17 protein-coding genes and 1 pseudogene are annotated in these 25,541 nt (G+C 69.0%); 8 read left to right on the top strand and 10 right to left on the bottom strand.

Annotation, left to right across the window (positions count from 1 at the left end; all coding sequences use genetic code 11):
- Window positions 1–72 precede the first annotated feature (72 nt).
- Window positions 73–2,187: a catalase gene (locus tag GGR71_RS05175; RefSeq protein ID WP_160962842.1), complete on the top strand. Its 2,115-nt coding sequence runs from the start codon at window positions 73–75 to the stop codon at window positions 2,185–2,187.
- A gap of 822 nt (window positions 2,188–3,009) precedes the next feature.
- Here GGR71_RS05175 and GGR71_RS05170 read toward each other — a convergent pair.
- The gene (locus GGR71_RS05170) at window positions 3,010–4,173 is read right to left on the bottom strand and encodes a zinc-dependent alcohol dehydrogenase (protein WP_160962844.1); all 1,164 of its coding nucleotides are present in this window, start codon (window positions 4,171–4,173) and stop codon (window positions 3,010–3,012) included.
- Between the two features lie 155 nt (window positions 4,174–4,328).
- Between GGR71_RS05170 and GGR71_RS05165 the strand changes: the two genes are divergently transcribed.
- A complete protein-coding gene (locus tag GGR71_RS05165; RefSeq protein ID WP_160962846.1) occupies window positions 4,329–4,679 on the top strand; it encodes a nucleotide pyrophosphohydrolase in 351 nt (116 codons plus the stop codon).
- A gap of 476 nt (window positions 4,680–5,155) precedes the next feature.
- On the opposite strand, the pseudogene GGR71_RS05160 reads toward GGR71_RS05165, so the two are convergent.
- From GGR71_RS05160 to GGR71_RS05150, 3 genes and pseudogenes are all read right to left on the bottom strand, one after another.
- A pseudogene (locus GGR71_RS05160) lies at window positions 5,156–5,650 on the bottom strand (DUF6496 domain-containing protein); the annotation flags it as partial.
- A gap of 124 nt (window positions 5,651–5,774) precedes the next feature.
- Window positions 5,775–6,347 (bottom strand): phosphatase PAP2 family protein, encoded by a 573-nt coding sequence (locus GGR71_RS05155; protein WP_160962850.1) that lies wholly within the window; start codon window positions 6,345–6,347, stop codon window positions 5,775–5,777.
- Window positions 6,348–6,703: 356 nt separating this feature from the next.
- The gene (locus tag GGR71_RS05150) at window positions 6,704–8,089 is read right to left on the bottom strand and encodes a DUF763 domain-containing protein (protein WP_160962852.1); all 1,386 of its coding nucleotides are present in this window, start codon (window positions 8,087–8,089) and stop codon (window positions 6,704–6,706) included.
- A 365-nt stretch (window positions 8,090–8,454) separates the two neighbouring features.
- Here GGR71_RS05150 and GGR71_RS05145 point away from each other — a divergent pair, with 365 nt between their 5' ends.
- Window positions 8,455–10,737, top strand: a complete 2,283-nt coding sequence (locus tag GGR71_RS05145; protein WP_160962854.1) for a glycoside hydrolase family 3 N-terminal domain-containing protein — start codon at window positions 8,455–8,457, stop codon at window positions 10,735–10,737.
- 420 nt (window positions 10,738–11,157) lie between these two features.
- A complete protein-coding gene (locus GGR71_RS05140) occupies window positions 11,158–12,036 on the top strand; it encodes an SDR family oxidoreductase (RefSeq protein ID WP_202405157.1) in 879 nt (292 codons plus the stop codon).
- A gap of 268 nt (window positions 12,037–12,304) precedes the next feature.
- Here GGR71_RS05140 and GGR71_RS05135 read toward each other — a convergent pair whose 3' ends face one another.
- A complete protein-coding gene (locus GGR71_RS05135) occupies window positions 12,305–14,821 on the bottom strand; it encodes an excinuclease ABC subunit UvrA (RefSeq protein WP_184451712.1) in 2,517 nt (838 codons plus the stop codon).
- A 124-nt stretch (window positions 14,822–14,945) separates the two neighbouring features.
- Window positions 14,946–15,587, bottom strand: coding sequence for an HD domain-containing protein (locus GGR71_RS05130; RefSeq protein ID WP_160962860.1), 642 nt, complete (start codon window positions 15,585–15,587; stop codon window positions 14,946–14,948).
- Between the two features lie 232 nt (window positions 15,588–15,819).
- On the opposite strand from GGR71_RS05130, the gene GGR71_RS05125 reads away from it, so the two are divergent.
- The 4 genes from GGR71_RS05125 to GGR71_RS21000 all read left to right on the top strand — a co-directional run bounded on the left by GGR71_RS05125 (window position 15,820) and on the right by GGR71_RS21000 (window position 18,234).
- On the top strand, window positions 15,820–16,281 hold the full coding sequence (locus tag GGR71_RS05125) for a GNAT family N-acetyltransferase (protein ID WP_160962862.1): 462 nt from the start codon (window positions 15,820–15,822) through the stop codon (window positions 16,279–16,281).
- 136 nt (window positions 16,282–16,417) lie between these two features.
- Window positions 16,418–16,678, top strand: a complete 261-nt coding sequence (locus GGR71_RS05120; RefSeq protein WP_237474557.1) for a hypothetical protein — start codon at window positions 16,418–16,420, stop codon at window positions 16,676–16,678.
- A 78-nt stretch (window positions 16,679–16,756) separates the two neighbouring features.
- Entirely contained in the window at window positions 16,757–17,179 is a 423-nt protein-coding gene (locus GGR71_RS05115) for a hypothetical protein (protein WP_160962866.1), read from the top strand.
- Between the two features lie 68 nt (window positions 17,180–17,247).
- Window positions 17,248–18,234, top strand: coding sequence for an XVIPCD domain-containing protein (locus GGR71_RS21000; protein WP_237474559.1), 987 nt, complete (start codon window positions 17,248–17,250; stop codon window positions 18,232–18,234).
- A gap of 568 nt (window positions 18,235–18,802) precedes the next feature.
- Here GGR71_RS21000 and GGR71_RS05105 read toward each other — a convergent pair.
- The 4 genes from GGR71_RS05105 to GGR71_RS05090 all read right to left on the bottom strand — a co-directional run bounded on the left by GGR71_RS05105 (window position 18,803) and on the right by GGR71_RS05090 (window position 25,498).
- Entirely contained in the window at window positions 18,803–20,467 is a 1,665-nt protein-coding gene (locus tag GGR71_RS05105) for an XVIPCD domain-containing protein (RefSeq protein WP_343160849.1), read from the bottom strand.
- 35 nt (window positions 20,468–20,502) lie between these two features.
- Window positions 20,503–21,447, bottom strand: a complete 945-nt coding sequence (locus GGR71_RS05100; protein ID WP_343160850.1) for a hypothetical protein — start codon at window positions 21,445–21,447, stop codon at window positions 20,503–20,505.
- Window positions 21,448–21,739: 292 nt separating this feature from the next.
- On the bottom strand, window positions 21,740–23,965 hold the full coding sequence (locus GGR71_RS05095; RefSeq protein ID WP_184451710.1) for a radical SAM/SPASM domain-containing protein: 2,226 nt from the start codon (window positions 23,963–23,965) through the stop codon (window positions 21,740–21,742).
- 297 nt (window positions 23,966–24,262) lie between these two features.
- On the bottom strand, window positions 24,263–25,498 hold the full coding sequence (locus GGR71_RS05090; protein WP_160964014.1) for a hypothetical protein: 1,236 nt from the start codon (window positions 25,496–25,498) through the stop codon (window positions 24,263–24,265).
- Window positions 25,499–25,541 lie beyond the last annotated feature (43 nt).

The raw sequence follows: 25,541 nt of genomic DNA, 5'->3' as shown, positions 1-25,541 counted from the left end.
CGCGCCCGCATCCTCACGCACCGGGCACCCCACCGCGACGCCTTCTTCCGCCACGCACCGGAGCGATCTTCCATGGCCAGCCGCAAGCGCACGCCCAGCGATTCCGCATCGTCCACCGCCCTCGCCTCCACCGCCGCGCCCGCCGACCAGCGCGGCCATGGCGACGAACTGCACCAGCAGGCCGGCGGCACGCATCCGCCGCTGACCACCAACCAGGGCATTCCGGTCGCCGACAACCAGAACTCGCTGCGCGCCACCCCGCGCGGACCGACGCTGCTGGAAGACTTCATCCTGCGCGAGAAGATCACCCACTTCGACCACGAGCGCATTCCCGAACGCATCGTGCACGCGCGCGGCAGCGCCGCACACGGCTACTTCGAATTGACCAAGTCGCTGGCCAAGTACACCACCGCCGCGCTGCTGACCGAGGTCGGGGTGAAGACGCCGGTGTTCACCCGCTTCTCCACCGTCGCCGGCGGCGCCGGCTCGGTGGACACGCCACGCGACGTGCGCGGCTTCGCGGTCAAGTTCTACACCAAGGAAGGCAACTGGGACCTGGTGGGCAACAACATCCCGGTGTTCTTCATCCAGGACGCGCTGAAGTTCCCCGACCTGATCCACGCGGTGAAGATGGAGCCGGACCGCGGCTTCCCGCAGGCGGCCAGCGCGCACGACACGTTCTGGGATTTCGTCTCGCTGATGCCCGAGTCGCTGCACATGATCATGTGGGCGATGAGCGACCGCACCATCCCGCGTTCGCTGCGCATGATGGAAGGTTTCGGCATCCACAGCTTCCGCCTGCTCGACGCGGAAGGCCGCAGCACCTTCGTCAAGTTCCACTGGCGACCCAAGCTCGGTCTGCAGTCCACGATCTGGGACGAAGCGGTGAAGCTGGCCGGCGCCGATCCGGACTTCCACCGCCGCGACCTGTTCGAGGCGATCGAACGCGGCGACTTCCCGGAATGGGAACTGGGCGTGCAGCTGTTCACCGAGGAGCAGGCCGACAGCTTCCCGTTCGATCACCTGGACGCCACCAAGCTGATTCCCGAAGAACTGGTGCCGCTGCAGATCGTCGGGCGCATGGTGCTGGATCGCTGGCCGGACAACTTCTTCGCCGAGACCGAGCAGGTGGCGTACTGCCCGGCCAACATCGTGCCCGGCATCGATTTCTCCAACGACCCCCTGCTGCAGGGCCGCCTGTTCTCGTACCTGGACACCCAGCTCAGCCGCCTGGGCGGGCCGAACTTCCACCAGTTGCCGATCAACGCGCCGAAGTGCCCGTTCGCCAACATGCAGCGCGACGGCCACATGCAGATGGGCGTGCCCAAGGGCCGCGTCGCCTACGAACCCAGTTCGCTGCAGGCCGACAGCCCGCGCGAGACCGCGCGCGGCTTCGTCAGCCACCGCACCCAGCCCGACGACGGCACCAAGGGCCGCGTGCGTGCCGAGAGCTTCGCCGACCACTACAGCCAGGCGCGGATGTTCTACCGCAGCCAGACGCAGCCGGAACAGGCGCACGTGGCCTCGGCGCTGGTGTTCGAACTGTCCAAGGTCGACACCGCGCACGTGCGAGAAGCCGTGGTCGGGCATCTGCGCCACGTCGATCCCAAGCTGGCGCAGCGCGTCGCCGACGGCCTGGGCATGGACGGGTTGCCGCCGGCACCGCCCGCTGCGGTCGCGCCGCAGGACCTGCCGCTGTCGCCGGCGCTGCAGTTGATCGGGCGCATGAAGCCCACCCTGCAGGGCCGCGCGATCGGCATCCTGATCGACGAGGGGTCCGACACCAAGACCGTGCGCGAGTTGCGCAGGGCCGCCCTCGACGCCGGCGCGGTGGTCAAGATCGTCGCGCCCAAGCTGGGCGGCGCCGTCCTCAGCGACGGCAAGCGCCTGGCCGCCGACGGCCAGTTGGCCGGCACGCCCTCGTTCGTGTTCGACGCGGTGGCGGTGGTGCTGTCGGCAGAGGCCGGCAAGCGCTTGAGCAAGGAGTCGGCGGCCATCGACTTCGTCAGCAACGCCTTCGCCCACCTCAAGGCGATCGCCGCCGACGCCGGCGCGCAGCCGCTGCTGAAGGCCGGCAACGTGCAGAAGGACGCCGGGGTGGTCGAGGCCAGCGACAGCAAGGGCTTCGTGACCGCCGCCAAGACCCGGCAGTGGAGCCGCGAACCGAAGCTCCGCCTGCTGGCCTGAGCGGCGCGGCGGTTTCCGCCATGGCGCCGCCGCAGGACGTGGCGCCATGGCGATGCCGGTGACCCGGACGGGTCGTCGGCGCTACTCACAAGCACGCAAATCGATGCACCCCGATGGTCGCAGTTCGCGACCTGGCACGGTGGCGGTGTCAGCGTTCCGGCTAGGCACAGCCCTCGATCGCCTGCCAGCACGTGCCCCTTGGCTGCCACGTCGCACGTGGCTGGCACGGCGATGACGAGATCCAGCCCCCAGCGCCACCGGCCCCCCGACACACAGCCTCCGATACGCCCGAGCTGGGGTCCAAAACAGGCCGCCTGGCCCGCTCCGATAGCGACCCAAAAATCGCCTGGTCAATTTTTCGCCACCCCTCTTGACACTGTTGTGTCACGGGCCGGCATCGGCCTTATCCACAACCTTATGCAGAAGTCATCCACACCCCCTGTGGACAACGGCGCGCTGCCGCCCTCACTCGGCCAAAACAACCAAGTCTTTGATTCGCATAACTAAAGCCTGTCATAGACTTGACAAGAAGCAGGCCAGCCCCTTGCGGACGGCCACGGAGCGGCGGGTGCGGCAAAAACTTATCCCGAACCCCGAGGCGCGGTGTCTACCGTGGAGAGAGGTGAAGGGGTCGTGAAATCTTCACCTGTTCGCGACGAACGGTTGGCGCTTCGGTGCCCCGCAACGCGTGAGGCCAACGGGACGCCCTCCGCTGTCGCGACGACAGCCTGAGCGTGGTGCAGCGCAGCAGGCTTTGCACCCGGCAAGCCCCCGCGGGAGCTTGCCGGGTGCCCCCGGCGGGATACCGGCTGCCTCGGCGTCTTACGGCGTCAGGATCACCTTGCGGCAGTCCTGCTCCTTCTTGTCGAAGATGGAATAGCCCTGCGCCGCCTCGGCCAGGCTCAGGCGGTGGGTGATGATCTCGTTCGGCCGCAGCCGGCCCTCGCCGATGTGCTCCAGCAGTTCCGGCATGAAGCGCTGCACATGGGTCTGGCCCATCTTGAAGCTCAGCCCCTTGTCGAAGGCGTCGCCGAACAGGAAGCCGTGGATGAAGCCGGCATACACGCCGGGCACGCTGACCGTGCCGCCGCGGCGGGTGGCGGCGATGCACTGGCGTAGCGCCGTGCCGCTGCTGCCTTCCAGCTTCAGCGTGGCCATCACCGTCTCCACCGTGCTGCCCTTGGCCTCGAAGCCGACCGCGTCGATGCTGGCGTCCACACCGCGGCCGTCGGTCTGGCCGACGATGATGTCGGCCGGATCATCGATCTCCTCGAAGTTCAGCGGAATCACCCCGTAGGTGCGCTGGGCGAAGTCGAGCCGGTATGGATAGCGATCGACCATGAAGATGCGCTCGGCGCCGAGCATGCGGCAGCAGGCCGCGGTCATCAGTCCGACCGGGCCGGCGCCGAAGATCGCCACCGTGCTGCCCTGGCGCACACCCGCGTTGACCGCGGCCTGGTAGCCGGTGGGCAGGATGTCGGAGAGGAACAGCACCTGCTCGTCGTGCAGCACGTCCGGCACCACCAACGGGCCGACATTGGCCTTGGGCACGCGCACGTACTCCGCTTGACCACCGGCCACGCCGCCATACAGATGGCTGTAGCCGAACAGCGCCGCCGGCGGGCGGATGCCCTTCTGGTTCAGCGCCGCGCCCTTGCCGGTGTTGGTGGTCTCGCAGGCGGCGTACTCGGTCAGCCGACAATGGAAACATTCGCCGCAGGCGATCACGAACGGGATCACCACGCGGTCGCCCTTCTTGACCCGCTGCACGTCCGGGCCGACCTCTTCCACCACGCCCATGAACTCGTGCCCGAGCACGTCGCCGGTGTGCAGGTCGGGGATCTTGCCGCGGTACAGATGCAGGTCCGAGCCGCAGATCGCGGTGGCGGTGACGCGCAAGATGATGTCGTCGGTCTCGAACAGCACCGGATCGGGAACGGTTTCCACACGCACGTCCCGGGTGCCGTGGTAGGTCAGCGCTTGCATGGGCATTTCCTTTCGACTGCGAACATGTGCCCGCAGTGTCGCTGCCGACGCCGTGCATCGTCGGTGACCATCCCGTGAGTCCGACGTCGCGACCGCGCTGCATGCATGCGTCGCAGCTGCTTTACCATGCGCCGTCCCCACTGCGAGCCGATGCCATGCCCGACAGCCTCCACGACCTGCAGGCCGCCCAGCGCGCCTTCGCCGACGCCCGCGACTGGGGTCAGTTCCACAGTCCACGCAATCTCGCCGCGGCGCTGTCGGTGGAAGCGGCGGAGCTGCTGGAGCATTTCCAATGGCTGGACGATGCGCAAAGCCGGCAGCTTCCTGAAGAAAAAAAGCAGCAGGTCGGCAGCGAGATCGCCGACGTGCTGCTGTATCTGGTGCAGTTGTGCGACAAGCTGGGGATCGATCCGATCGACGCCGCACAGCGCAAGATGCTGGCCAACGCCGCCAAGTATCCGGTGGAGCGCGCCAAGGGCCGCATCACCAAGTACACCGAGCTGTAGGCGCGCGCGAGGCGGTTGCCGCGCAACGACGCGGCGGCAAGCGCCCCCGATCACCGGCTTCCGCCACAAGCCGGATGCAGCTTGCCCCGTAGGAGCGGCTTCAGCCGCGACGGGTTGTACTGGGGAAGCCCCGTCGCAGCCGAAGCCGCTCCCGAAGGGCACGCACGTGAGCGATCAGAAGCACCCGACGCGCGCCACGGCGCGGCAGGCGGCGGCTAGGCGCGGGTATGCGAACTGCCCTTGCGCGCGGACGACGTCTTGCCGGCGCGCTTGCTGCTCGCCCGCGTTGCGCTGCTTTTCGCTGGCGCTTTCCTGGCCGCCGACTTCTTCGATGCCACCTTCTTCGACGCGGTCTTCTTCGTCGCAGTCTTTTTTGCCGAAGAGGTCTTGCGCGCAGCCTTCTTGGCCGTCGTCTTCCTGGCCGACGCGGTCTTCGCCGTGCGCTTCTTCGCGGCGGACGTGCGCGTGCCGGACGTCTTGGCCCGGGTCTGCGCGGCCTTCTTGGCCGCGGCCTTGCGCACCGTCGCACCCTTGGTCTGTGCGGCCTTCTTCGCCGCGGCAGAGCGGCTACTGGCGCTGCGCTTCTTCGCTGCGCGCTTGGTCTGCGTCGACAGCGCCTCGCTGCCCACCGTCTGCGTTGCGCGCTTGCCTTTGCTGGCGGTCTTCAGCGCCTTCTTGGCGCCGCGCGAGCGCGTCGGCGACGGCTTGGCCTGCTTGCCGCCCTTGGCTTCTTCCTGCGCGACCTTCTTCCTGGTGTCTTTCGACGCGGTCTTCGACGCGCCGGTCTTGACCCCGGCACGGCGCGCCTTGGACAGGCCGATGGCGATCGCCTGCTTGGTCGACTTCACCTGGGTCTTGCCGTCGCGCACGCGATCGATTTCCTCGCGCACGAATTCGCCGGCCTGGGTCGTGCCCGCCTTGCCTTCGCGCTTGGCGCGGCGCGCACGGGTGGTGGTGGATTGCTCCGGCATCGTTGCGTCTCCTGGTAGCGGCCACGACGGCCATCGGCTCCGGGTGTAGCAACGCACAGGTCAAGAGCAGGCATACGACAAGCGAAGCGTGCGTGCACGGGCTTGCACGCCGGCGACGGCGCGATCAGCCGTCGCGACCGCACAGCGCGGGCGAATAGGTCTGGATGGCGTGCTGGATCGGCGCGTGGCGTCCGTACATCAGCACACCGACCAGGGCCACCGACACGATGGCGTACATGCGCAGGCGCGCGGGCAACTGTGGCGCGCCGCGCCACTGCAGATAGCAGGCCGTGGTCGCGGCGCCGACCACCACACCGGCCGCGACCTCGGACAGGCTGTGCGCACGCGCGTAGACGCGGGCGATGGCGATCACGCTGGCGATGACGAATCCGCAGGCGATCGCCAGCCGCGGCCGCGGGCGGGCGCGCAGGCACAGCATGCAGGCCATCGGCCATACGCACGCCGCGAGCATGGTGTGTCCGCTGATCACCCGGAACTGCAGCGCGCGCAACTCCACGCCGCAGCCGGCGTAGAGGATCTTGGTCGCACCGACCAGCGCCGCGGCGGTCGCCACCAGGCCCAGCCAGGCGCCGGCGGCACGCCAACCGCTCCCGCCGAGTCCAAGCCACAGGGCGCAGACGAGCGCCAGCGGCAGCGTCATCGCCGCGTCGCCGAAGTTGCTGATGGCAGACCACATGCTGGAATCGGCGTACGCCTCGTTGGGGCCACCGACGCGGTGCGCCGAGGCAGCCATGATACGGGCGATCGCTCGACCGGAAGGACCGTGGTACGCGAGCAGGCAGCTTATCCGCCTGCCACCATCGCCATCGCATGACAGCGGACTTCCGAAGAAGCGCGCCCCTGGTCTCCCATGCACACGCTGACAGCGCCCCTGATAGCCCATTCCTCCATGTGGGAGGGACTTCAGTCCCGACTGCAACGCGGCCGGATGCGCCGATGGACGCGCCTATCGTGGCCGAATCGCCGTTGACGCCTGCACGGCAACCTGCATCCGGCTCGATCGTGGCGAGCCCAGACCATCAGCAACTGGCCCTACCTCGCCCGTGCGGCACGCCGCTCCGCGACCGCCTGCGGTGCCGGCTCCCAGCCGAACACGCTGCGCCCGCCATAGGTGTGCGATTGCGCGCGCTCTTCGGCGATGTAGCCCTCCACCGACGGCCCGCGCGCGGTCGGTTCGAGCAGGCGCGCCTGCGCGTCCAGGCGGCGGATCGCCTCCAGTTTCTCCTCGCGGCCCAGCCTGGCCTGCGCCACCGCGGTCTTGAGCACGCCGATGGTGTGGTCGTAGACCCGTGTCGGCACCGGGAACGGATGCCGGTCCTTGCCGCCATGGGCCAGCGAGAACCGCGCCGGATCGCTGAAGCGGCACGGCGCGCCGTGCAGCACCTCGGCCACCAGCGCCAGCGCGCGCACCGTGCGCGCACCGACGCCCGGCACCTGCAGCAGGTCGGCGAAATCGCGCGGTCCGCATTCGGCGGCAGCGGCCAGTGCGCCGTGCAGCCGCCGCACCACGACGTCGCTGCCGCGCACATCGTGGTGGTCGGGCAGCGACAGATGCGGCAAGTCGGCCGGCCGGCGCTCGGGCAGCGTGGCCGCCGCCGCCGCGAACAGGTCGCCGGTCTCGGCGAACAGCGCATCGGCAGGCGCCGCAATGTCACACCGCTCCTGCGCGGCGCGGGCAGGCGCTGCGGCAGCCGGCGCCGACGTCTGCGCGGCCTCCAAGGCGGCGTACTCGCGCGCAATGCGCTCCGGTGCCAGCGTCTGCAGCAGTTCCACCTGCGCCGCGCGCGCCGCGGCGGCGCGCTGGTCGGCCAGATTGACGATGCGCCCCTGGCGCGGGCCGTCGATCGCCGCATGCGGCGCGTCGACGAAACTGCTCAGGCCTTCCGACAGCCAGTGGTAGCGGCGCGCCTGCTTGCGCGCGCCATGCATGCCCTGCTGCACCACCACCCAGCGCCCGTCGTCGCTGACGATGAAACCGTGCAGGTACAGGTCGAACCCGTCCTGCACCGCGGCACTGTCCACCTTGGCCACCAGGCGGCTGACCCGCGCCAGCTCCGCGCCGTCCAGGCCGGTGCGCTCGCCCACCACCTGCAGTTCGTCCGGCGTGGCCCGCGAATGCCGCCCACGGCCGCCGCAGACATGGATGCCCAGTTCGCCGGACAGCGGCGCCAGGCCGCGCTTGAGCGCGCCGAGCACGCTGGTGGTGATACCGGAGGAATGCCAGTCCATGCCCATCACCGCGCCCAGCGACTGGAACCAGAACGGATGCGCCAGGCGCCGCAGCAATTCGTCGCGGCCATAGCTGTGCACGATGGCCTGGCACATCACCGCGCCGAGCCGGGTCATGCGCGCGCCCAGCCAGTGCGGCACGCGGCCGCCGTGCAGGGGCAGATCGGCGCTGCCGGAACGTCGGCTCATGGGGACTCCGAGGAAAGTGGTACACCAGGGTAGCCAGTGCCGGTCTCACCGTACGAGCCGGCATGCGGGTGCGGGCTGAGCGGTTCAGTACGGGCGATGCGTGACGTGAGGAGCATGCGTTCGCGGCCGAAGGCTGTTCCCTTTTCGGCATCGCAGGCGACTTGCCTGGTCAGTACCGCCCGTCGGGGCTGAAGCCCCTCCCACATCGGTCCTTGCGCCGTTCGCGTTGCGCCTCTTTGCCTTTGTGGGAGGGGCTTCAGCCCCGACTGCAGGGCGCATCAGCACCCCACCATCGTGCACTGCATCACAGCTTTCCGATCCCGATGGGGTAGCGTGACCGTCGGGCTGAAGGGGGAGCTTTGCCGATGACGTTTCGTACCACGCGGCGCGGGCTGTTGCTCGGCGCCGGTTCGTTCGCGTTGCTGTCGCACGTGCCGATGGGCCTGGCCCTGCCGCGCGCGCCGGCGAAGACGCCGGCCTTCATCGATGCGCTGATCGCGCGGATGACGCCGGAAGAGAAGGCCGGGCAACTCACCCTGTTCGGTTCGGCGCAGCAGACCGACGCGGCGGCCGCCGCCAATCCGGTCAACGTGCGCCCCACCGCCGAGGGCCAGCTGGCCGCGGCGCGCGCCGGACGCCTGACCGGCATCTTCAACGGCTCCAACGTGCGCTGGCACCAGCAGTTACAGCAGGCCGCGCTGGAGAGCCGGCTGAAGATCCCGATGCTGTTCGCTGCCGACGTGATCCACGGCTTCACCACCGTGTTCCCGGTGCCGCTGGGCGAAGCCGCCAGCTTCGAACCGGAGCTGGCGCAACGCACCGCGCGTGCCGCCGCACTGGAAGCCAGCGCGGTCGGCATCGACTGGACCTTCGCGCCGATGGTCGACATCGCCCGCGATGCGCGCTGGGGCCGCGGTGTGGAAGGCAGCGGCGAGGACGTGCTGCTGGGCCGGCGTTTCGCCGAGGCGCGCGTGCGCGGCTTCCAGGGCGAGGGCATCGACCATGCCGACGCGCTGGCCGCCTGCGCCAAGCACTTCGCGGCCTACGGCGCCGCCGAGGCCGGCCTCGACTACAACACCGTCGACATCTCCGAGCGGACCTTGCGCGAGGTGTATTTCCCGCCGTTCCAGGCCGCCTTCGGTGCCGGCGCGGTAACCACCATGGCTTCCTTCAACGAACTGTCCGGCGTGCCCGCCACCGCCAATACCTGGCTGCTGAGCCAGGTGCTGCGCGGCGAGTGGAACTACAGCGGCCTGGTGGTCTCCGACTACACCGGCGACCTGGAACTGGTCGCGCACGGCTACGCCCGCGATGCGCGCGACGCGGCACGGCTGGCGTTCCTGGCCGGCGTGGACATCAGCATGCAGAGCGGGCTGTACCTGCAGCACCTGCCTAGCCTGGTCGCCGCCGGTGAGGTGCCGATGGCGCGGCTGGACGATTCGGTGCGCCGCGTGCTGCGCTTCAAGGCCGCGCTGGGCCTGTTCGACGACCCGTTCCTGCGCATCGTGCCCGAGCGCGCGCAGGCGCGGCAGCGGCGCCCGGAGACGCTGGCGCTGGCGCACGAGGCGGCGCGCAAATCGGTGGTGTTGCTGAAGAACGAGGGCGAACTGCTGCCGCTCAAGCGCCAGGGCCAGCGCATCGCCCTGATCGGGCCGATGGCCAGCAACTGGGTGGAGAGCGCCGGACCGTGGACGCTGTTCGGCGGCGACGACAGCGGCAACGACCTGGCCACGGCCCTGCGCGCGCAACTGGCCGATCCGGCCACGTTGCAGGTGGTGGAAGGCTGCGCGTTCGAACACGCATTGCCGGGCGGCGTGCAGGCGGCGGTGGCCGCGGCGACCGCAGCCGACGTGGCGATCCTGGCAATCGGCGAACCGCTGCGCTACTCCGGCGAAGCGCAGTCGCGCACCGAGATCGTCATCCCCGGTGTGCAGCAGTCGCTGCTGGCCGCGGTGGCGGCCACCGGCACGCCGGTGGTGGTGGTACTCAGCAACGGCCGCGCACTGGTCCTCGACGGCGCGGTGCTGGACGCACCGGCGATCCTGGTCAGCTGGTTCCTCGGCTCGGCCTCGGGCCCGGCGCTGGCCGACATCCTGTTCGGCGTGCACGGCCCCTCCGGGCGCCTGCCGGTGAGCTTCCCGCACGAATCCGGGCAGTCGCCGTACTACTACGCGCACAAGCCCACCGGTCGCCCGGATCCGCGCCCGAACGCGCTGACACCCTTCACCACCCACTACCGCACGATCTCCAACACCGCGCTGTTCCCGTTCGGCCACGGCCTCACCTACGGCCGCATCGAGTACGGCGAACTGACCTTGAGCACGTCGCGGCTGGCCGCCGGCGGCACGCTGAAGATCACTGCACGCATCCACAACCGCGGCCACCGCGACGCCGAGGAAGTGGTGCAGCTGTACGTGCACGACCGCAGCGCCAGCATCACCCGCCCGGTGCGCGAGCTGAAGGATTTCCGCAAGGTCGCCGTGCCGGCCGGCCGCAGCGCCAGCGTGGAGTTCGTCCTGCGCCGCGACGATCTGCTGTTCGTCGGCCAGGCGCTCAAGCCGACAGTGGAACCGGGCCAGTTCGATCTGTGGGTGGCGCCTTCGGCGCAGGCACCGGGCTTGACCGCCAGCTTCGAACTGCTGGGCTGATCGCAGCGCGGGCGAGCGCTGTCGGTGGCGGCCATGCGGGCGCCACCGCGGCCCAGCGCTGCAGACTGCTACCAATGCGCTTCACGTCGACGGCACTGCGCGCTCACGCGCTGCTGCCGCGCGCGGCGCTCAGATGGGAACGGTCGTCTGCCGCCATGTCGCGCATCGCGCGCGCCAGATTCCTTGCATCGCATACGCAGACGACGCCACACCGGCGGCGACGGCGATGCGCGCCGCCGCGTCTTCCCCCACGCCAGGAGCCGCGCCATGCACGATCACGATCCCGACCACTCCGCCGGACGCCGTCGCGCACTCGGCGCCCTCGGCAGCGGCCTGGCCGCTGGCGGCGCACTGGCAATGTCCGCTGGCGCCGGTGCGCAACCTGCGGCCGCCGCTGGTACTGGCGCTGCGCGTCCGCCGATGCAGAACCCGCGCACGCAGTATCCGCGCCCGCCGTTCGACACGCCGAAGCAGGAATGGCCGGGCCTGGCCTCGAAGATGGTGCCGGTGCCCGACCATGGCGAACGCAGTTACGTCGGCTCCGGCCGCCTGAGCGGGCGCAAGGCACTGATCACCGGCGGCGATTCGGGCATCGGCCGTGCCGCGGCGATCGCCTTCGCGCGCGAAGGTGCGGACGTGGCGATCAACTACCTGCCGCAGGAAGAATCGGACGCGCGCGAGGTGGTCGCGCTGATCCGCGCGGCTGGGCGCAAGGCGGTGGCCATCCCCGGCGATCTGCGCGATGCCGCGTTCTGCAGGCAACTGGTCGCGCAGGCAGTGCAGCAGCTCGGCGGCCTGGACATCCTGGTCAACAACGCCGCGCGGCAGACAGCGCAGACATCGCTGCTGGACATCGACGACCAGCAACTGGACGACACGCTCAAGACCAATCTCTACGCGCTGTTCTGGATCATCCGCGCGGCGCTGCCGCATCTGCCGTCGGGCGCGGCGATCATCAACACCACCTCGATCGTCGCCGACGACCCGCCGGAATCGCTGCTCGACTACGCCACCACCAAGGGCGGCATCGTCAGCTTCACCAAGAGCCTGGCCAAGCAACTCGCGCCCAAGGGTATCCGCGTCAACGCGGTGGCACCGGGGCCGTACTGGACGCCGCTGCAGCCCAGCGGCGGGCAGTTCATGGACAAGCTCAAGACCTTCGGCGCCGACGGTCCCACCGGCCGCCCCGGCCAGCCGGCGGAGATCGCACCGATCTATGTGCTGCTGGCCTCGCAGGAATCCAGCTTCACCACCGGCAGCGTGTTCAGCAGCGTCGGCGGACGCGGCAACGTGGGTTGAAGTGCTGTCGCACGTCGATGCGCGATGTGCGTGCGGCATGAGACCTCATTGCGGAAGCGGCTCTAGGCCGTTTTGCGACCACACGGAGCCGCTCCCGCGGGGCCATGCGGTGCCTTACCTGGGTGCACCTTGGGAGGGACTTCAGTCCCGACGCCTTGCAGGGTCAGACACCCGGCAGGCTTCGCTCGCTGCGACTGCATCACCATGAATTCCTACATGCCATCGCCGTGTCGGAATTGGCGGAGGCCGCGAGCCGCCACGCGCGCGATTAACCGGCCAATTCCGCCGCCAAGAATGGCGCCGTTCGGCTGCCTGCCCGCGTCGCCACCACTTCCGGCACACCGGCCGCAACCACCTTGCCACCCGCCCCGCCCGCACCCGGCCCCATGTCGATGATCCAGTCGCTGGCCGCGGCCACACGCATGTCGTGCTCCACCGCCACCACGGTGTTGCCCGCCTCCACCAACCCGTGCAACTGCCGCAGCAGCGTGTCCACGTCGGCCGGATGCAGGCCGGTGGTGGGTTCGTCCAGCACGTACACGGTGCCGCGGCGCTGCGCACGCTGCAGTTCGCTGGCCAGCTTGATGCGCTGCGCCTCGCCGCCGGACAGTTCGGTGGCCGGCTGGCCCAGCCGCAGATACCCCAGGCCCACCTCCACCAGCACCTGCAGCGGCCGCGCGATCGCCGCATCGTCGGCGAAGAAATCCAACGCCTGCGCCACGGTCATGCGCAGCACCTGGGCGATGTTCAGGCCGCGCAGTTCGATCTCCAGCGTCTTGGCGTTGTAGCGCGCGCCATGGCAGGTGGGGCACGGCGCATACACGCTGGGCATGAACAGCAGTTCCACGCTCACCGCACCCTCGCCTTCGCAGGTGTCGCAGCGGCCCTTGGCCACGTTGAACGAAAACCGCCCCGCGTCGTACTTGCGCTTGCGCGCCGCCGGCGTGGCCGCGAAGCGCTTGCGCACGTGGTCGAACAGGCCGGTGTAGGTGGCCAGGTTGGAACGCGGTGTGCGCCCGATCGGCGCCTGGTCCACCTGCACCAGCCGCCGCACGTGTTGCAGGCCGCCGGCGATGTAGCCATCGGTGGCGACCCGCGTACCGCGCTCCAGCGGGTCCAGTTCCTCCTCCGCCTCGGCCGGCGCCTGCCCCAGTTGCGTGCCCAGCAACTCCACCAGCGCCTGGCTGACCAGCGAGGACTTGCCCGAGCCGGACACGCCGGTGACCGTAGTGAACACCCCCAATGGGATGTCCACGTCCAGCGCGACCACGTTGTTGCGGCTGACCTCGCGCAATTGTAGCCAGCCCTCCGGCGTGCGCGGCGCACGCGCGGCGGCCTGCGGCTCGGCGAACAGGTAACGGCGCGTGGACGAGGCCTGCACCTGCGCGAGCCCGGCCGGCGGACCGCTGTACAACACCTGCCCGCCATGCTCGCCGGCACCCGGGCCGACATCGACGATCCAGTCGGCATGGCGGATCACGTCGATCTCGTGCTCGACCACGAACAGCGAGTTGCCCGCACCCTTGAGCTGGTCCAGCGCGCCCAGCAGCGCCTGCGTGTCGGCCGGATGCAGGCCCGCCGAAGGCTCGTCCATCACGTAGACCACGCCGAACAATTGCGAGCGGATCTGCGTGGCCAGGCGCAGCCGCTGCAGTTCGCCGGGCGACAGCGTCGGCGTGCTGCGCTCCAGGGTCAGGTAGCCCAGGCCCAGCGCCTCCACCACCTGGATCCGCGCCAGCAGGTCCTGGGCGATGCGCTGTGCGGCCAGTGCCTGCTGCGGATGCCGCGAACGGCCCTGCATGCGGCCTTCCGCCGCGGGCCGCAGCAGGTCGGCCACCTCGCCGAGCGGGCGCTGCGACAGTGCGCCGATATCCAGCCCGGCGAAGGTCACCGACAATGCCTCGCGGCGCAGCCGTTTGCCGTCGCAACTGGGGCACGCGGTGCTGATCAGGTACTGCGCCACGCGCTTCTTGATCAGCGCGCTCTGCGTGCTGGCGAAGGTGTGCAGCACATAGCGGCGCGCGCTGCTGAAGGTGCCCATGTACGCCGGCTCCTGCTTGCGCTTGAGCGCGCGCTGGGTCTCGGCCAGGGTGAAGCCGGGATACACCGGCACGGTCGGCTGCTCCTCGGTGTACAGGATCCAGTCGCGGGTCTTCTTCGGCAGCTTCGCCCATGGCACGTCGACGTCGTGGCCGAGCGTGGTGAGGATGTCGCGCAGGTTCTGCCCGTGCCAGGCTGGCGGCCACGCCGCCACCGCGCGCTCGCGGATGCTCAGCGAACGGTCCGGCACCATCGACGCCTCGGTGGCGTCGTAGATGCGCCCCAGCCCGTGACAGGTGGGGCAGGCGCCGGCCGGCGTGTTCGGCGAGAAGCCGTCGGCGTGGATGATGCCCTGCCCCGGCGGATAGGTGCCGGCGCGCGAATACAGCATGCGCAACGAGTTGGAGATGGTGGTGACGCTGCCCACCGACGAACGCGTGCTCGGCGCGCCGCGATGCTGCTGCAGCGCCACCGCCGGCGGCAGGCCGTCGATGGCGTCCACGTCGGCGACGCCAGCCTGATCGATCAGACGCCGCGCATACGGCGAGATCGAATCCAGGTAGCGCCGCTGCGCCTCGGCGAACAACGTGCCGAACGCCAGCGACGACTTGCCCGAGCCGGACACGCCGGTGAACACCACCAGCGCGTCGCGCGGCAACTCGACGTCCACGTCCTTGAGATTGTGCTCGCGCGCGCCACGGACGCGCACGAAGCCGGAAGCGGCGAAAGCGAAAGGCGTGGACATGAGCAGGACCGGCAACGCGAAGGAGCGCGCAAGCTTAGCCGGTCGGCCGCCATGGACGTGTCGCGTCGACTGTGTTGCGCGTTTTTATTGCCCAAAACGCGCATAGTCGCCGGTGACGCAGACCTCAACCCAACGCAGGCGCCGCCAGCGTGTCGGCATCGGCGTCGCGCGCAGCCAGCGCCTGCATCCGCGTCACCGCATTGGCGAAGGGACGCAGCACCGCCACGCCGCGCTCGGCGTAGATCGCGTGCAGCGCCTGGTAGTACCACAGCGTGCCGTCGCGGCCGGCGGTGAAGCGCTCGAACACCGCCGTGCCGACCTCCGGGTCCTCCAGGTCGGCGACGATGCTGCGCGCGTTGTAGAGCTTGTCGCAGGCCGACACCAACAGCACCGCGTCCGGGGCCTCGGCCAGATGCGCCAGATACGCCTGCTTGCGGATGCGCCAGTCGCGGCGCTTGGCCGGTACGTCCGCGGGCGCCGCCTTGCGCTCTGCGGTGGCGTCAGTGCAGGCCATCACCATGTCGGCCACCGCCTCGCCGAACTGTGCGCGGATCACCGCCTCGTGCCCGGCGCCGCAATCCTCCACCACGTCGTGCAGCAGCGCCGCGATCGCCTGCTCCTCGTCGCCGCCGGCCTCCAGCACCAGCGTCGACACCCCCAGCACATGACTCAAATACGGCACCGTGCCGCCCTTGCGGAACTGGCCGGCGTGGGCGATGCGCGCGTAGTCCACGGCGCGCGCGTAGCGTTCGGTGAGAGCGGTCATGCGGCGATCCTGACGGAACAGGCCGGCATTATCGCCAAACTTGTCCGCACAGGTGCGTGGAGGCGAGCGTGGGCATGGCGCCCGTTCAAATCGCGCGGATGGCAGTCCTTGATCGCGTGCTCGGCCGGCAGGCGCGCACTACGAACACAGGCGCCGCGCGGGCCAATGCGGGTCGAGGCAACCTTCCCGCTTACACTTTCCTGTTCCCCCCATCACCGAAACGCCCGTACGCATGGACGTCCGTCATCTCGACCAGCACGCAACAGAATTGCCGCAGATCGCCGCCTGGTACCACGCGGCCTGGGGCCGGGAGGCGGGCTTCTCGCTGGACGACGAACTGCGCCAACTCCAGCGCGCCCCGGATGCGCATGGCCTGCCGCGGCGGCTGGCCGCTTTCGATGGCGCCCAGCCGATCGCCGCGGTGCAGCTGAAATACCGGGAAATGGACGCCTTTCCTCAGTATCCCTACTGGCTGGGCGGCATGTACGTCGCCGAGGCCTACCGTGGGCGCGGCATCGCCGGTCGCTTGCTCGCCCATGCTCTGGCCGACGCCGCGGACCTGGGCCTGGACGCCCTGTACCTGCAGACCGAGCATCTGGATGGCGGCGTGTACGCCCGCCACGGCTGGCAGCCCGTGCAGGAAGCCGATTCCTACGGCAGCCGCGTGCTGCTGATGATCCGCCCGGTCGGCTGAGCGGCTGGCCGCGCCTGCACATTACTTTTCCCCCGCGCCGCGTTAACGTGGCGCTTGGAAAGATAGGGCGGCCTTCCCTAACCTACCGCCCGCTCGACACACACGCATGAACGCAGCGCCGAGGATGCAACCGACCATGATCACCGACACCGCCCACGCCGTGGACGACACCGCCACCGACAGCGCCCCCATCCCGCCGGCGCGCCGTGCCGCCATCTCCGGCCGCGCCGCCGCGCACAGCGTGTACCGCTCGCCGCTGTCCGCCGATGACGCCGGCGATGAAGCGCTGCGCCTGCGCGAGTTGCGCGCCAAGCGCGCGGCGCAGGTCGCCGCGGTCGGCACCGTCGCCGCCCTGGCCGCCGTGGCCCTGATCGCCTGGCGCCGCGCGCGGCGCTGACCGCGCAACAACACCAGGCGCATTTGGCATAATGCGCCGAGCAGGAAGCTCGCCACCGCCCACGCAAGGACCGTCCCCATGACGCCATGGCACCGCATCGCCCAATTCGCCGGCCTGGCACTCGTCGCCAGCGCCTGCAGCATGCCCGCCGCCGCCCGCAAGACGCCGATGGCCTCGGCGGTGCTGAGCGTCCCGGCCGACCTGCCCAACCAGCGCCTGTTCGATTGCGCCGAATCCAGTATCGCCACCCTGTCCGAGACCAGCAGCTCCTGGCCCAAGGTCACCCGCGCAGACCCGGCCAAGGGCATCCTGGAATCGGGCGATTTCCCCGAGACGAATCGCAGCGGCTTTCGCCTGCGCCTGGAGCGGCCGCCGGGCGCCAACCAGGCCAAGCTCGCCCTCAAGGGCGCCGGTGCCTATTTCGTCGACCTGGGCGTCGACCAGGCGATGCACGACCTCAAGACCGCACTGGACCGCTGCGTCGCCACGCAACCGAACTGAGCCCGACGAACGGAACACGGCAGTTCTGATCCCCGCTGCATTCACATCGACCAAGGAAGGACACGACCATGCCCAATTACTCCATCGAAGCCCGCTCGCTCGGCGTGGTCGGCATCGCCGGCCACGACTTCTGGGTGCTGCGCGACGAACACGGCAAGGCCGTGGCGGAACTGCATGGCCTGGCCACCGATCGCCAGACCGGCCAGGCCATTCCCATCGGCACCGACGACACCCGGCACTCGCTGCGCGCCTGGCATTACCCGCACGATCCTGCCTATGCCCGCTCCATCGGCGAGAAGGTCGACAGCACCACCTACATCCGCGACGACCAACCGTCACGCACGGTCGCCACCGGCGACAAGAACGAAATCATGGAGCGCTGGAATACGGCCGTGCGCGCCGTGCCGGAACTCAACGCGCAGGATCGCGACTACCCGAACTACGGCTTCAAGGTCTTCGGCGAAACCGTCAACAGCAACTCCGCCTACCGCACTTTCGGCGAGCTGATGGACGTGCCGGTACAGGATTTCCCCGGGCGCCTCGAACCGGGCATCGACAACCGCATGCTGTCGCCGGAACGCATCGAGGAACTGCGCTACCACGCACCGGACGAACAGGAACAACAACGCGCACCCGCGCCTGCGGCCGATCCCACACGCGCCGACCATCCCGATCACACGATGCTGCAGCAGATCCGCGACAAGGTCCAAGGCCTTAACGGCCCCGGCCAATTGAACCCGGCCGACAACGACCGCGTCAGCGCCAGCCTGTACGCCCTGGCCAAGCAACACCACTTCAGCAGCGTCGACCAGGTCGCGCTCAGCCAGCAGACCGCAACCGCCGCCGCGGGCGACAACATCTTCATCGTGCAGGGTGCCGCCAACGATCCGGCCAAGCAGCGTGCGCACATGTCCACCGCGGAAGCGGCACAGACGCCGGCGGAGCAGTCGTATGCGATTGCGCAGGCGCAGCAGCCGCAGGCACAGCCGCAACAGGTGGAGTCACCGACTCAAACGCAAGACGCGCAGCCTCGGCCGCTGGTGCACGCGTTCTAGCCATCCCGGCCATGCGAACGGCCGCCAGCAACGTGCATGGCGGCATACAGGCCGCCTGGTGGCACGAGAAGCATTCTGTACAAGCAAGCGTCTTCGCTGCGCTCGACGTTCGCGCAGCAGGACCTAGATCGGCGCTGATTTCACGCGACAGTCGGCCAATCCAACGCCGGCGCGTCGCGGCAAGCCGCCGTCATCGTCCGCCAGGTCGGCACCCTCAACATCGCCGAGCTCGCGCGCGATCCGGGCCTGCGGGGTCGGACTATGGCGCTTCGCCGTCGGCTCCCCATCTTTCCCGCTTGAACACCTCGACCGTATCGCCGGCACGCTGACGGCTGTCGTGGCATGCGCATTCGTCTCGCGCGTCCTCGCTATCGCTCGAGGCTATGCCGCAGGGCGTGGACACTGTTGCTGCATGGCGTCAGGATGACGCCATCGGCATCCGCTACGGCGACATGTGCATGTCCGCGATCACGGCGTCGCCGTGCATACATCGGGCCGCAGCGCCGGCCACAACGTCTCGCGCAGCACCCCTTCTCCTTGCTTGGCCAACAACCAGCACCACGATGCATCAAGCCAACCCTCGCTGCCTGGCTGCGTCTTGTTGCGCAAGCATCGGTTCCTGCGCCTGATTCTGCGCCGTCGTGCGCGCATCGAGCGCCTGCATCTGGGACAACGACTGCTCGACCGGCGTGTTGATCGCCACATCGGTGGACATGCCGGCACGCAGAAACGCTGGGTTGCGCGGCTCGCTCTGCACGACGAACACGGTCGCGCCGGCCGGGGCACGCGCTGTCTGCTCGCTCAGCAGCACCTGATCGATACGCTCCAACCCATTCGCCTTGGCCAGGTGGGCGAGGCTGGCGGTCATGCGATCGCTGGTGCCGTCGCTGGCCCTGCCCAGACGCGCGTCCAACTGCCCGACGAGCGTACCGGCTTGCGCAAGCAGGGGATACGGTAGCCGCTGCGCCGGTTCGGCGTCTGCCCGCCGACGCGGGTCTTGCGCAGGTTCGACCGGCCTGCCGTCGGGACGTACGGGTTGCTGTGGCGGACGCCCGCCCTGTTCCGCCGGTCGGGGCTGCACGCCCTCCCGCGGCTGCCCCTGGTCGTGTTGCTGCTCTCTCGCAGGACCTGGCGTCGTGGTCGTCAAGACGTACTGCCATCGCGTTTGCGCCGGATTGCCCCGGACCGCGCCGATGAAGTCGTTGTACTCCGCGGGATGAATGGTCTGGCACCCCGCGGAATCGGTGCTGCCGGATGAACCGCGGTGGATCTTGAAGGTGTTATTGAGAGCCTGCACACCATTGACGTCGGCCTGGTCGAACCATCCATCCGCATTGGTGTCGCGCTGGACCGCGCCGCGGCCGGCGGCGACTGCCGCTTGGCTGGGCCGCAGAGCGACATCCACGGCGCCTCGTTGAAGCGGATTCGGATGCGCCCCCTGTTCCATCTCGATGGTGCCGTCGCGCAGCCGCCCCAGGTCGCGGATGCCGTCCGCGTTGACGTCATCGCCCTCGATCTTCCTGGGCCGGACGATGCTTTCGTACCCCGGGGATGGAGCAAACCTGCGATTTTCCACGCCGCCTCCAGCAAGCGGGCGCTGCCCCGTGTTGCCGGCATGGTGGTCGTACTGCGCGGTCGGCTCGGTATTCGCCTGCTGGGCGACCTGGACATGGCGCGTGCCATTGGCATCCTTCCACAGGACCACGAGGCGATCGTTGTAGACCCCGGTGCCGGGGCGCGCTTCGTTGACACGAGGCGTGGCTGGATTGTCGTTGGCCAGAGTCGCAGGATGCGCGCGATCCTGCATGGCGGCGAACGTCGAATTTTCCTGACGCAGCCCCAGCACCACACGCTCGTTCGGACGCGCCAATGCGTCGTGCGCCGCATCGTTGCCTTTCACCTGCACGATGCTGGCATAGACGTCGTAGGCCTGCGCATCGCTCAACGTGGACATCTGGTCTTGCGCCGGGAAACGGGGCTGAGCGGTTGCCGCGGTCTGCAGCCGCTGCAACGCCGTGGTGGCCGCAGGGTCGGATGTCCCCTGCAAGTGGGTCGCAATGCTGGCGCTGCGCTCCACACCCACGTACCGATCCAAGGCATCCTGCACGGCCTCGGGCTGGTGTTGCCGGCGTTCTTCCAGCATCGCCAGCGCTTCCGTCGTCCGATTGGCATTGAACAATGCGGTGATCCGGTCCGCACTGGAACGGATGTCCAAGTCGTTGGATCTTTCCATTGCGATGCTCGTTGCTGGAATGGTTGCGTGTTCGGCTACTTTTCGACGAAGCGGTCCTCGCCTTCATCGGGATAGTCCGAACACGCGGGCTCCCCTGTGCGAACCTGGCGACACGGCCACTGCGCCCGGGTCACACGATCGACGCGCTCGAAGCGCTCGCCGGTCCAGCGCACGAAGCCGAAGTGGGCATAAGCCTCGACCCTGCGCGGATCGTCTTCGGACAATGGCTGGTCGGGATCGAACTCCATCAGCCAGCGCATGGTCGGGGCGTAGGGCAGCTTGTCGTCGAAGAGCAACAGCTCGCTACCACCGTGGCGCTGCTGACGCGCGAGATCCTCGGCGCTCAACTGCGGATCGGGCGGGAACACGTCCGCACTGACATCATGGACCACACCATCGGCACCGAGCCGATAGGCCTTGCGTCCAGTTCCCGCGCGGCAGTTCAGACTCGCGGCGCCGGCATCGCACTTTACCGGCCACACCAGGTACACCGTCTTGTGCGGATCGGAACCTTCGAAGGAACGGATGGTCAAGTTGCCCGCAGCGACGGTGAAATCCGGACGACGCCCCAACCCAGGTGCCGCCAGGTAGAACGCGTTGTGCAAGTCCGCCATGCGCGTATCGCGCTCACCGGCAAGCGCCTCGGAAGGAATGGCCAACAGCGCACGCGCCATGTGTTCGGGTGCAGGGCCGCGACAATAGCCGTCCCGCAGGATGGGCACGGGCGAGGATCCATGCACGTGTTCGCGATCCACGCACACCGCGCCCAATGCGCGCTCCACCTTGAAGGGGACCCAGGGATCCGGCGCATTCGCTGCTGCACTCGGGAAGCCGACGATTGCATCCGCGTGCCCCGTGGCCGCGGGACTCTTCGGCGCCACCTGCGGCTCGACCTGGCCCATGGCACGCTGCTGGGTACATCCCAGGATGGTCAGGGACAGCATCCATGCCAGCGTCGCGTGAATCCTGAAGGTCTTCACACCGTCCTCCATTGCATTCGAAGCAAAGGGTGGATCCCAACGATCGCGGGCGCCAGCACCGATCTCGGCGTCAATCTACCACCGGGGGCTGCCGCGTTCATCCCGTCTCGGTAGACGATGCAGAGCGCCGACCGATCCGCATCACCCTGAAGATCTCGCTGTCCAATCGCAAGGATTTTTCGCCAACTCGAGGATCAGCGCCCGTCTTCGCCCTCATCGCCTACGGCCGAACAGATGCTTCGCCAAAGCGGCTCGGGGCACCTGCACCTATCGGCCGCCAACTCCGCCCGACTCACACCCCCTGCCCCACCACAAACACCACTCCATCGCCCCCACCCCCCGTCTGCCGCAGCTGCCCTTCCGCCTCCAGCACCTCCAGCGACACATCGGCGCCGAGGTCGCTAGCCCCACCTTCCAGCGTCAGCCCTACCCACCGATCGCGTCCGGCATGCTTGGCGCGGTACAGCGCGGCGTCGGCGATGCGCAGGCTCAGCGGCCAGTCGCCGCCGGGGTGGGCGGGGAACAGGCTGACGCCCATCGACACGGTGAGGGCAATGCGCCCGGTCGGGCGCACCAGCGGGTCGGCCTGCAGGCGCTCGCGCAGGCGGCGGAACAGGCGCGGGGCGTCGGCCAGGGTGCCGCCGGGGCAGATCCACAGGAACTCTTCGCCGCCCCAGCGGGCGATGACGTCGGTGCTGCGCGCGCACTCGCGCAGCAGGTCGGCCAAGTGCATCAGCGCGTGGTCGCCGCCTTCGTGGCCGTGCAGGTCGTTGACGCGCTTGAAGTGGTCGATGTCCAGCAGGGCGATCAGCAGCGGCTCCTGCGTGCGCTCCGGCGTCGCCGCGGCTTCGCGCGCCTGCAGCCAGGCGGTGACGTAGCGGCGGTTGCGCAGGCCGGTGAGGGCGTCCTCTTCGCTCTGCCGCCGAATGGTGGCGGTGAGTTGTTCGAGTTCGTGGTGCTGGGTCTGGATCTCGTCGTTCTTGCGCGCCAGTTCGGCGTTGATGCGCCGGCGCACGCGGCCTTCGCGCACCTTGAGCAGGAAGAAGCCAGCAAGCGCCAGCAGCGCGGCCAGCAAGCCGTAAAGCACGCTGCGCTGGCGCTGTTCGCGCGCCTGCAGTTGCGCGTAGGCGGCCTGTTCGGCGGCTCGGGTGCGGCCGAGCGCGGCCAGTTCGCTCTTCTTGCGCGCCAGGTCCACCGCCGATTCGAGCTGCGCGATGCGGGTCTTGGATTCGACGTTCACCGCCTCGTCGTTGACCGCTTTGTACTCGCGCATCAACGCTAGCGCCTCGCGATCGCGGCCCAGCGCATCGAGGTTGTCGATCATGGGCGGATACAGCTCAAGCCGCCGCGTCACGTTGTCCGATTCCGCGAACAACTGCCGCGAGTGCGCGAACGCCGCAGCCGCGGCATCGCGTTGGCCGAGATCCACCAGGGTGGTACCGAGGTTGGAATAGATGATCGCCGCTGCACCGTGATCGCCGTGCTCGCCGCTCTGCGCGGCGTTATCCATGATCGCGGCCGCCTCTTGCAACAAAGGCAACGCCTCCTGCGGGCGGTGCAGGCGACGCAGGACATCGGCGAGGTTGTTCAGCGGGGAAATCAGCGATGCCGTGTCGTCGGCGCGCGCCGCCGCCAATGCCTGCCGGTAGATGGCCTCGGCGCGCTGCAGTTCGCCGGCTCCGTCGTAGGCCGACCCCAAATTGTCGAGCACGGCCGCGCGTGACAGTTCCTTGGGCGGCTTGGCGTCGTAGGCGGCCAAGGCGCGTTGGCCATAGGCGATCGCTTTTTCCCATTCGCGGGCATAGCAGAACAAGCCGGTGGCGTTGTTCAGCAGCATGGCGTCGTCCGGCTTGCCCAGCGCCTTGCCTACCCGCTCCGCCTCGAGCAATGCAGCGATTGCGTCTGGCATGCGCCCTTGCTGCGAAGAGACGATGAACACGATCTGGTTGGCGTTGTATTCCACAAGATCGGGATGCTTGCGCACTCTGGACAACGCGATGCGGGCGACCCGCAAGGCGTCTTTCTGTGCGCCGATCTGGTAATAGCAAGCGGCCAGTTGCCGCCACAAGTCGGCGATGAGCGGCTCGTCCGGCAGTTCCTTCTCCAGCCGCCGCATCTCGGCTTCGAGTTCGGCGATGCGGGCGGCATCGCGCGGCTGCCAGATGGCGCCGTTGAGCTTTTTGAACAGACGCACCCGCTGCTGCGGCGACAGCGGCTGGGTGCGCAGGGCCGAGCCGAGAACCACCACCGTCTCCGGCTTGCCGGCGGCAGAGGCCGCGTCCACCAGTTCCAGGCCGAGGGGAATCAGGCCCTGCTTGTCGGTGGCGGCGTCCCAGGCCGGCATGCCCATGCGCAGCGCGGCCGCCGGGTCGTCGGCACGCACGGCCGCCACGCAGGCCGGCAACGCCTGTGCCGGCGCACACGCGGGCGTTACCACAGTCTGTGCCGCCACGCCCGGCACGAGCACACCCCACCACAGCAGCGCCCCGAGCGACTGCCAAACCAAGCGACTGCGCACTGCCGTTCTCCCCCAAGATGCCACGGCGCACGACGGAGCCCTGGCGCGGCGGCTGCCGTCGCAAGCGGGTCCCCGCGTGTCGCTGCCGATGTGCAGCGACGCCGATCCGTGCACTGCTATCGGCCGCAGAGGCGATTTCTTGAGCGCCGCTCGTCCACCGCCAACGGCCGAGCATCGGCGGCCACACACCCATCCTCTGCGTCATGCGGATCGCACGGCCGCTTTCAGCGCTCAATCCCGTCTAGATTCCCGCATCCGCAGGACGATGCCAACGCGCCGACGCTCCGCGCCTTGCATCTAGACCGGCGGCAACCGCCGAAGTTGCTCGGCGCTGGGAAAGGCGCGCACGCGGTAGCGCGGCGGATACATCGTCGGCTGCGCCTCCATCAGATCGCCGAGCAGGGCAAACGCCGGCTCCCATTCCGCAACCGTCACGTCCGCTTCGCCGTCCTCGCGCGGGACGACGAAGGCGATGTGGTCGGTCCTGGGCAACAAGGTGTCCACGCCCTCGGTCCAGGTACCGACCGACACCTGTCGCGTGCTGTCGTTGCGGTCCTGGTAGACGTTGAACGAGGCCACGAACACATCCACGTCGTTGGCCTCGTGCAGCTTGTCGAGCAGCGCTTTCTGACCGGCGTAGGCAGGCGTATCCAGCATCCGCCGCAGGTCGGCCTGGCGCTGCCGGTGCTCCGGCGCAGTCAGCGCGAACGGCACGATGCGGCGTGCGTCGTCGTAGGTGAAGGCCAGCCAGGAGATGCAGCGGCCATGCTCGGCCGCTTGCAGGCTCAGTTCCAGCATGAGGGCCATGGCCACGTTGTCGCGCTCGCCGACCACCAGCAGGCAATCGCGCGTGGGCAGCATGAACACCGGGCGCCCCGCCACCGGCGCGCGATGCAGCACGTCAGGCAGCAAGGCGCGGCTGGTGTCGTAGGCGTCGTACCAGGCGCCGCGGAACACGCCGGGAGCGACTTCGGCGAAGCGGTCCTCGGTGGCGTCGCGCAGATTGTCGCGGGCGATGGCCAGGCCCTCGTCCAGGGAGATGCCCCACTCCGGCCGAGGCCCGGCGATCAGGGTCGAGGTCGAATCGGGAAGGTCCAGCGCCAGCAATTCGACGCAATCCTCGGCGATATCGCGGCAGGCATAGGGAAACGGCACGTCCATGCCCTTCTCGCACTGCTGCTCCAGGCGCAGGTCCTCGAACATGCCGCGGTTGCGGATCACCGGCATCAGCGTGGCGCGCAGTTCCTCGAAGCTGCGTTGCTGCCGAGTTTCCTCCTGCTCGTTGAGGAAGGCGGCGACATAGCTGTGCAGCGCCTCGTCGCGCCGACGCCGATCGGCCTGGGTATAGGCGTGGTAGGCGTTGTGCAGGTGGATGGTGCGGCCGTTCTGGCCGACCAGGCGGAACGCGTCCGGCTGGTACGTCAGGGGTTCGGCATAGCCACGCGCCTGCAACGTCTCCAGGAACAAGCGGGCAAATGCATCCGGACCGGGCGGCTCACGGTTGAACAGCGTGTCGAACAGGCCCTTGAACATCGGCGATCTTCCTTGGGGTCGGGTGCGCGCAACACGCCGTCGC

This window comes from Xanthomonas sp. F1, from assembly GCF_014199855.1.
This window is presented reverse-complemented; position numbering and strand designations above follow the sequence as displayed.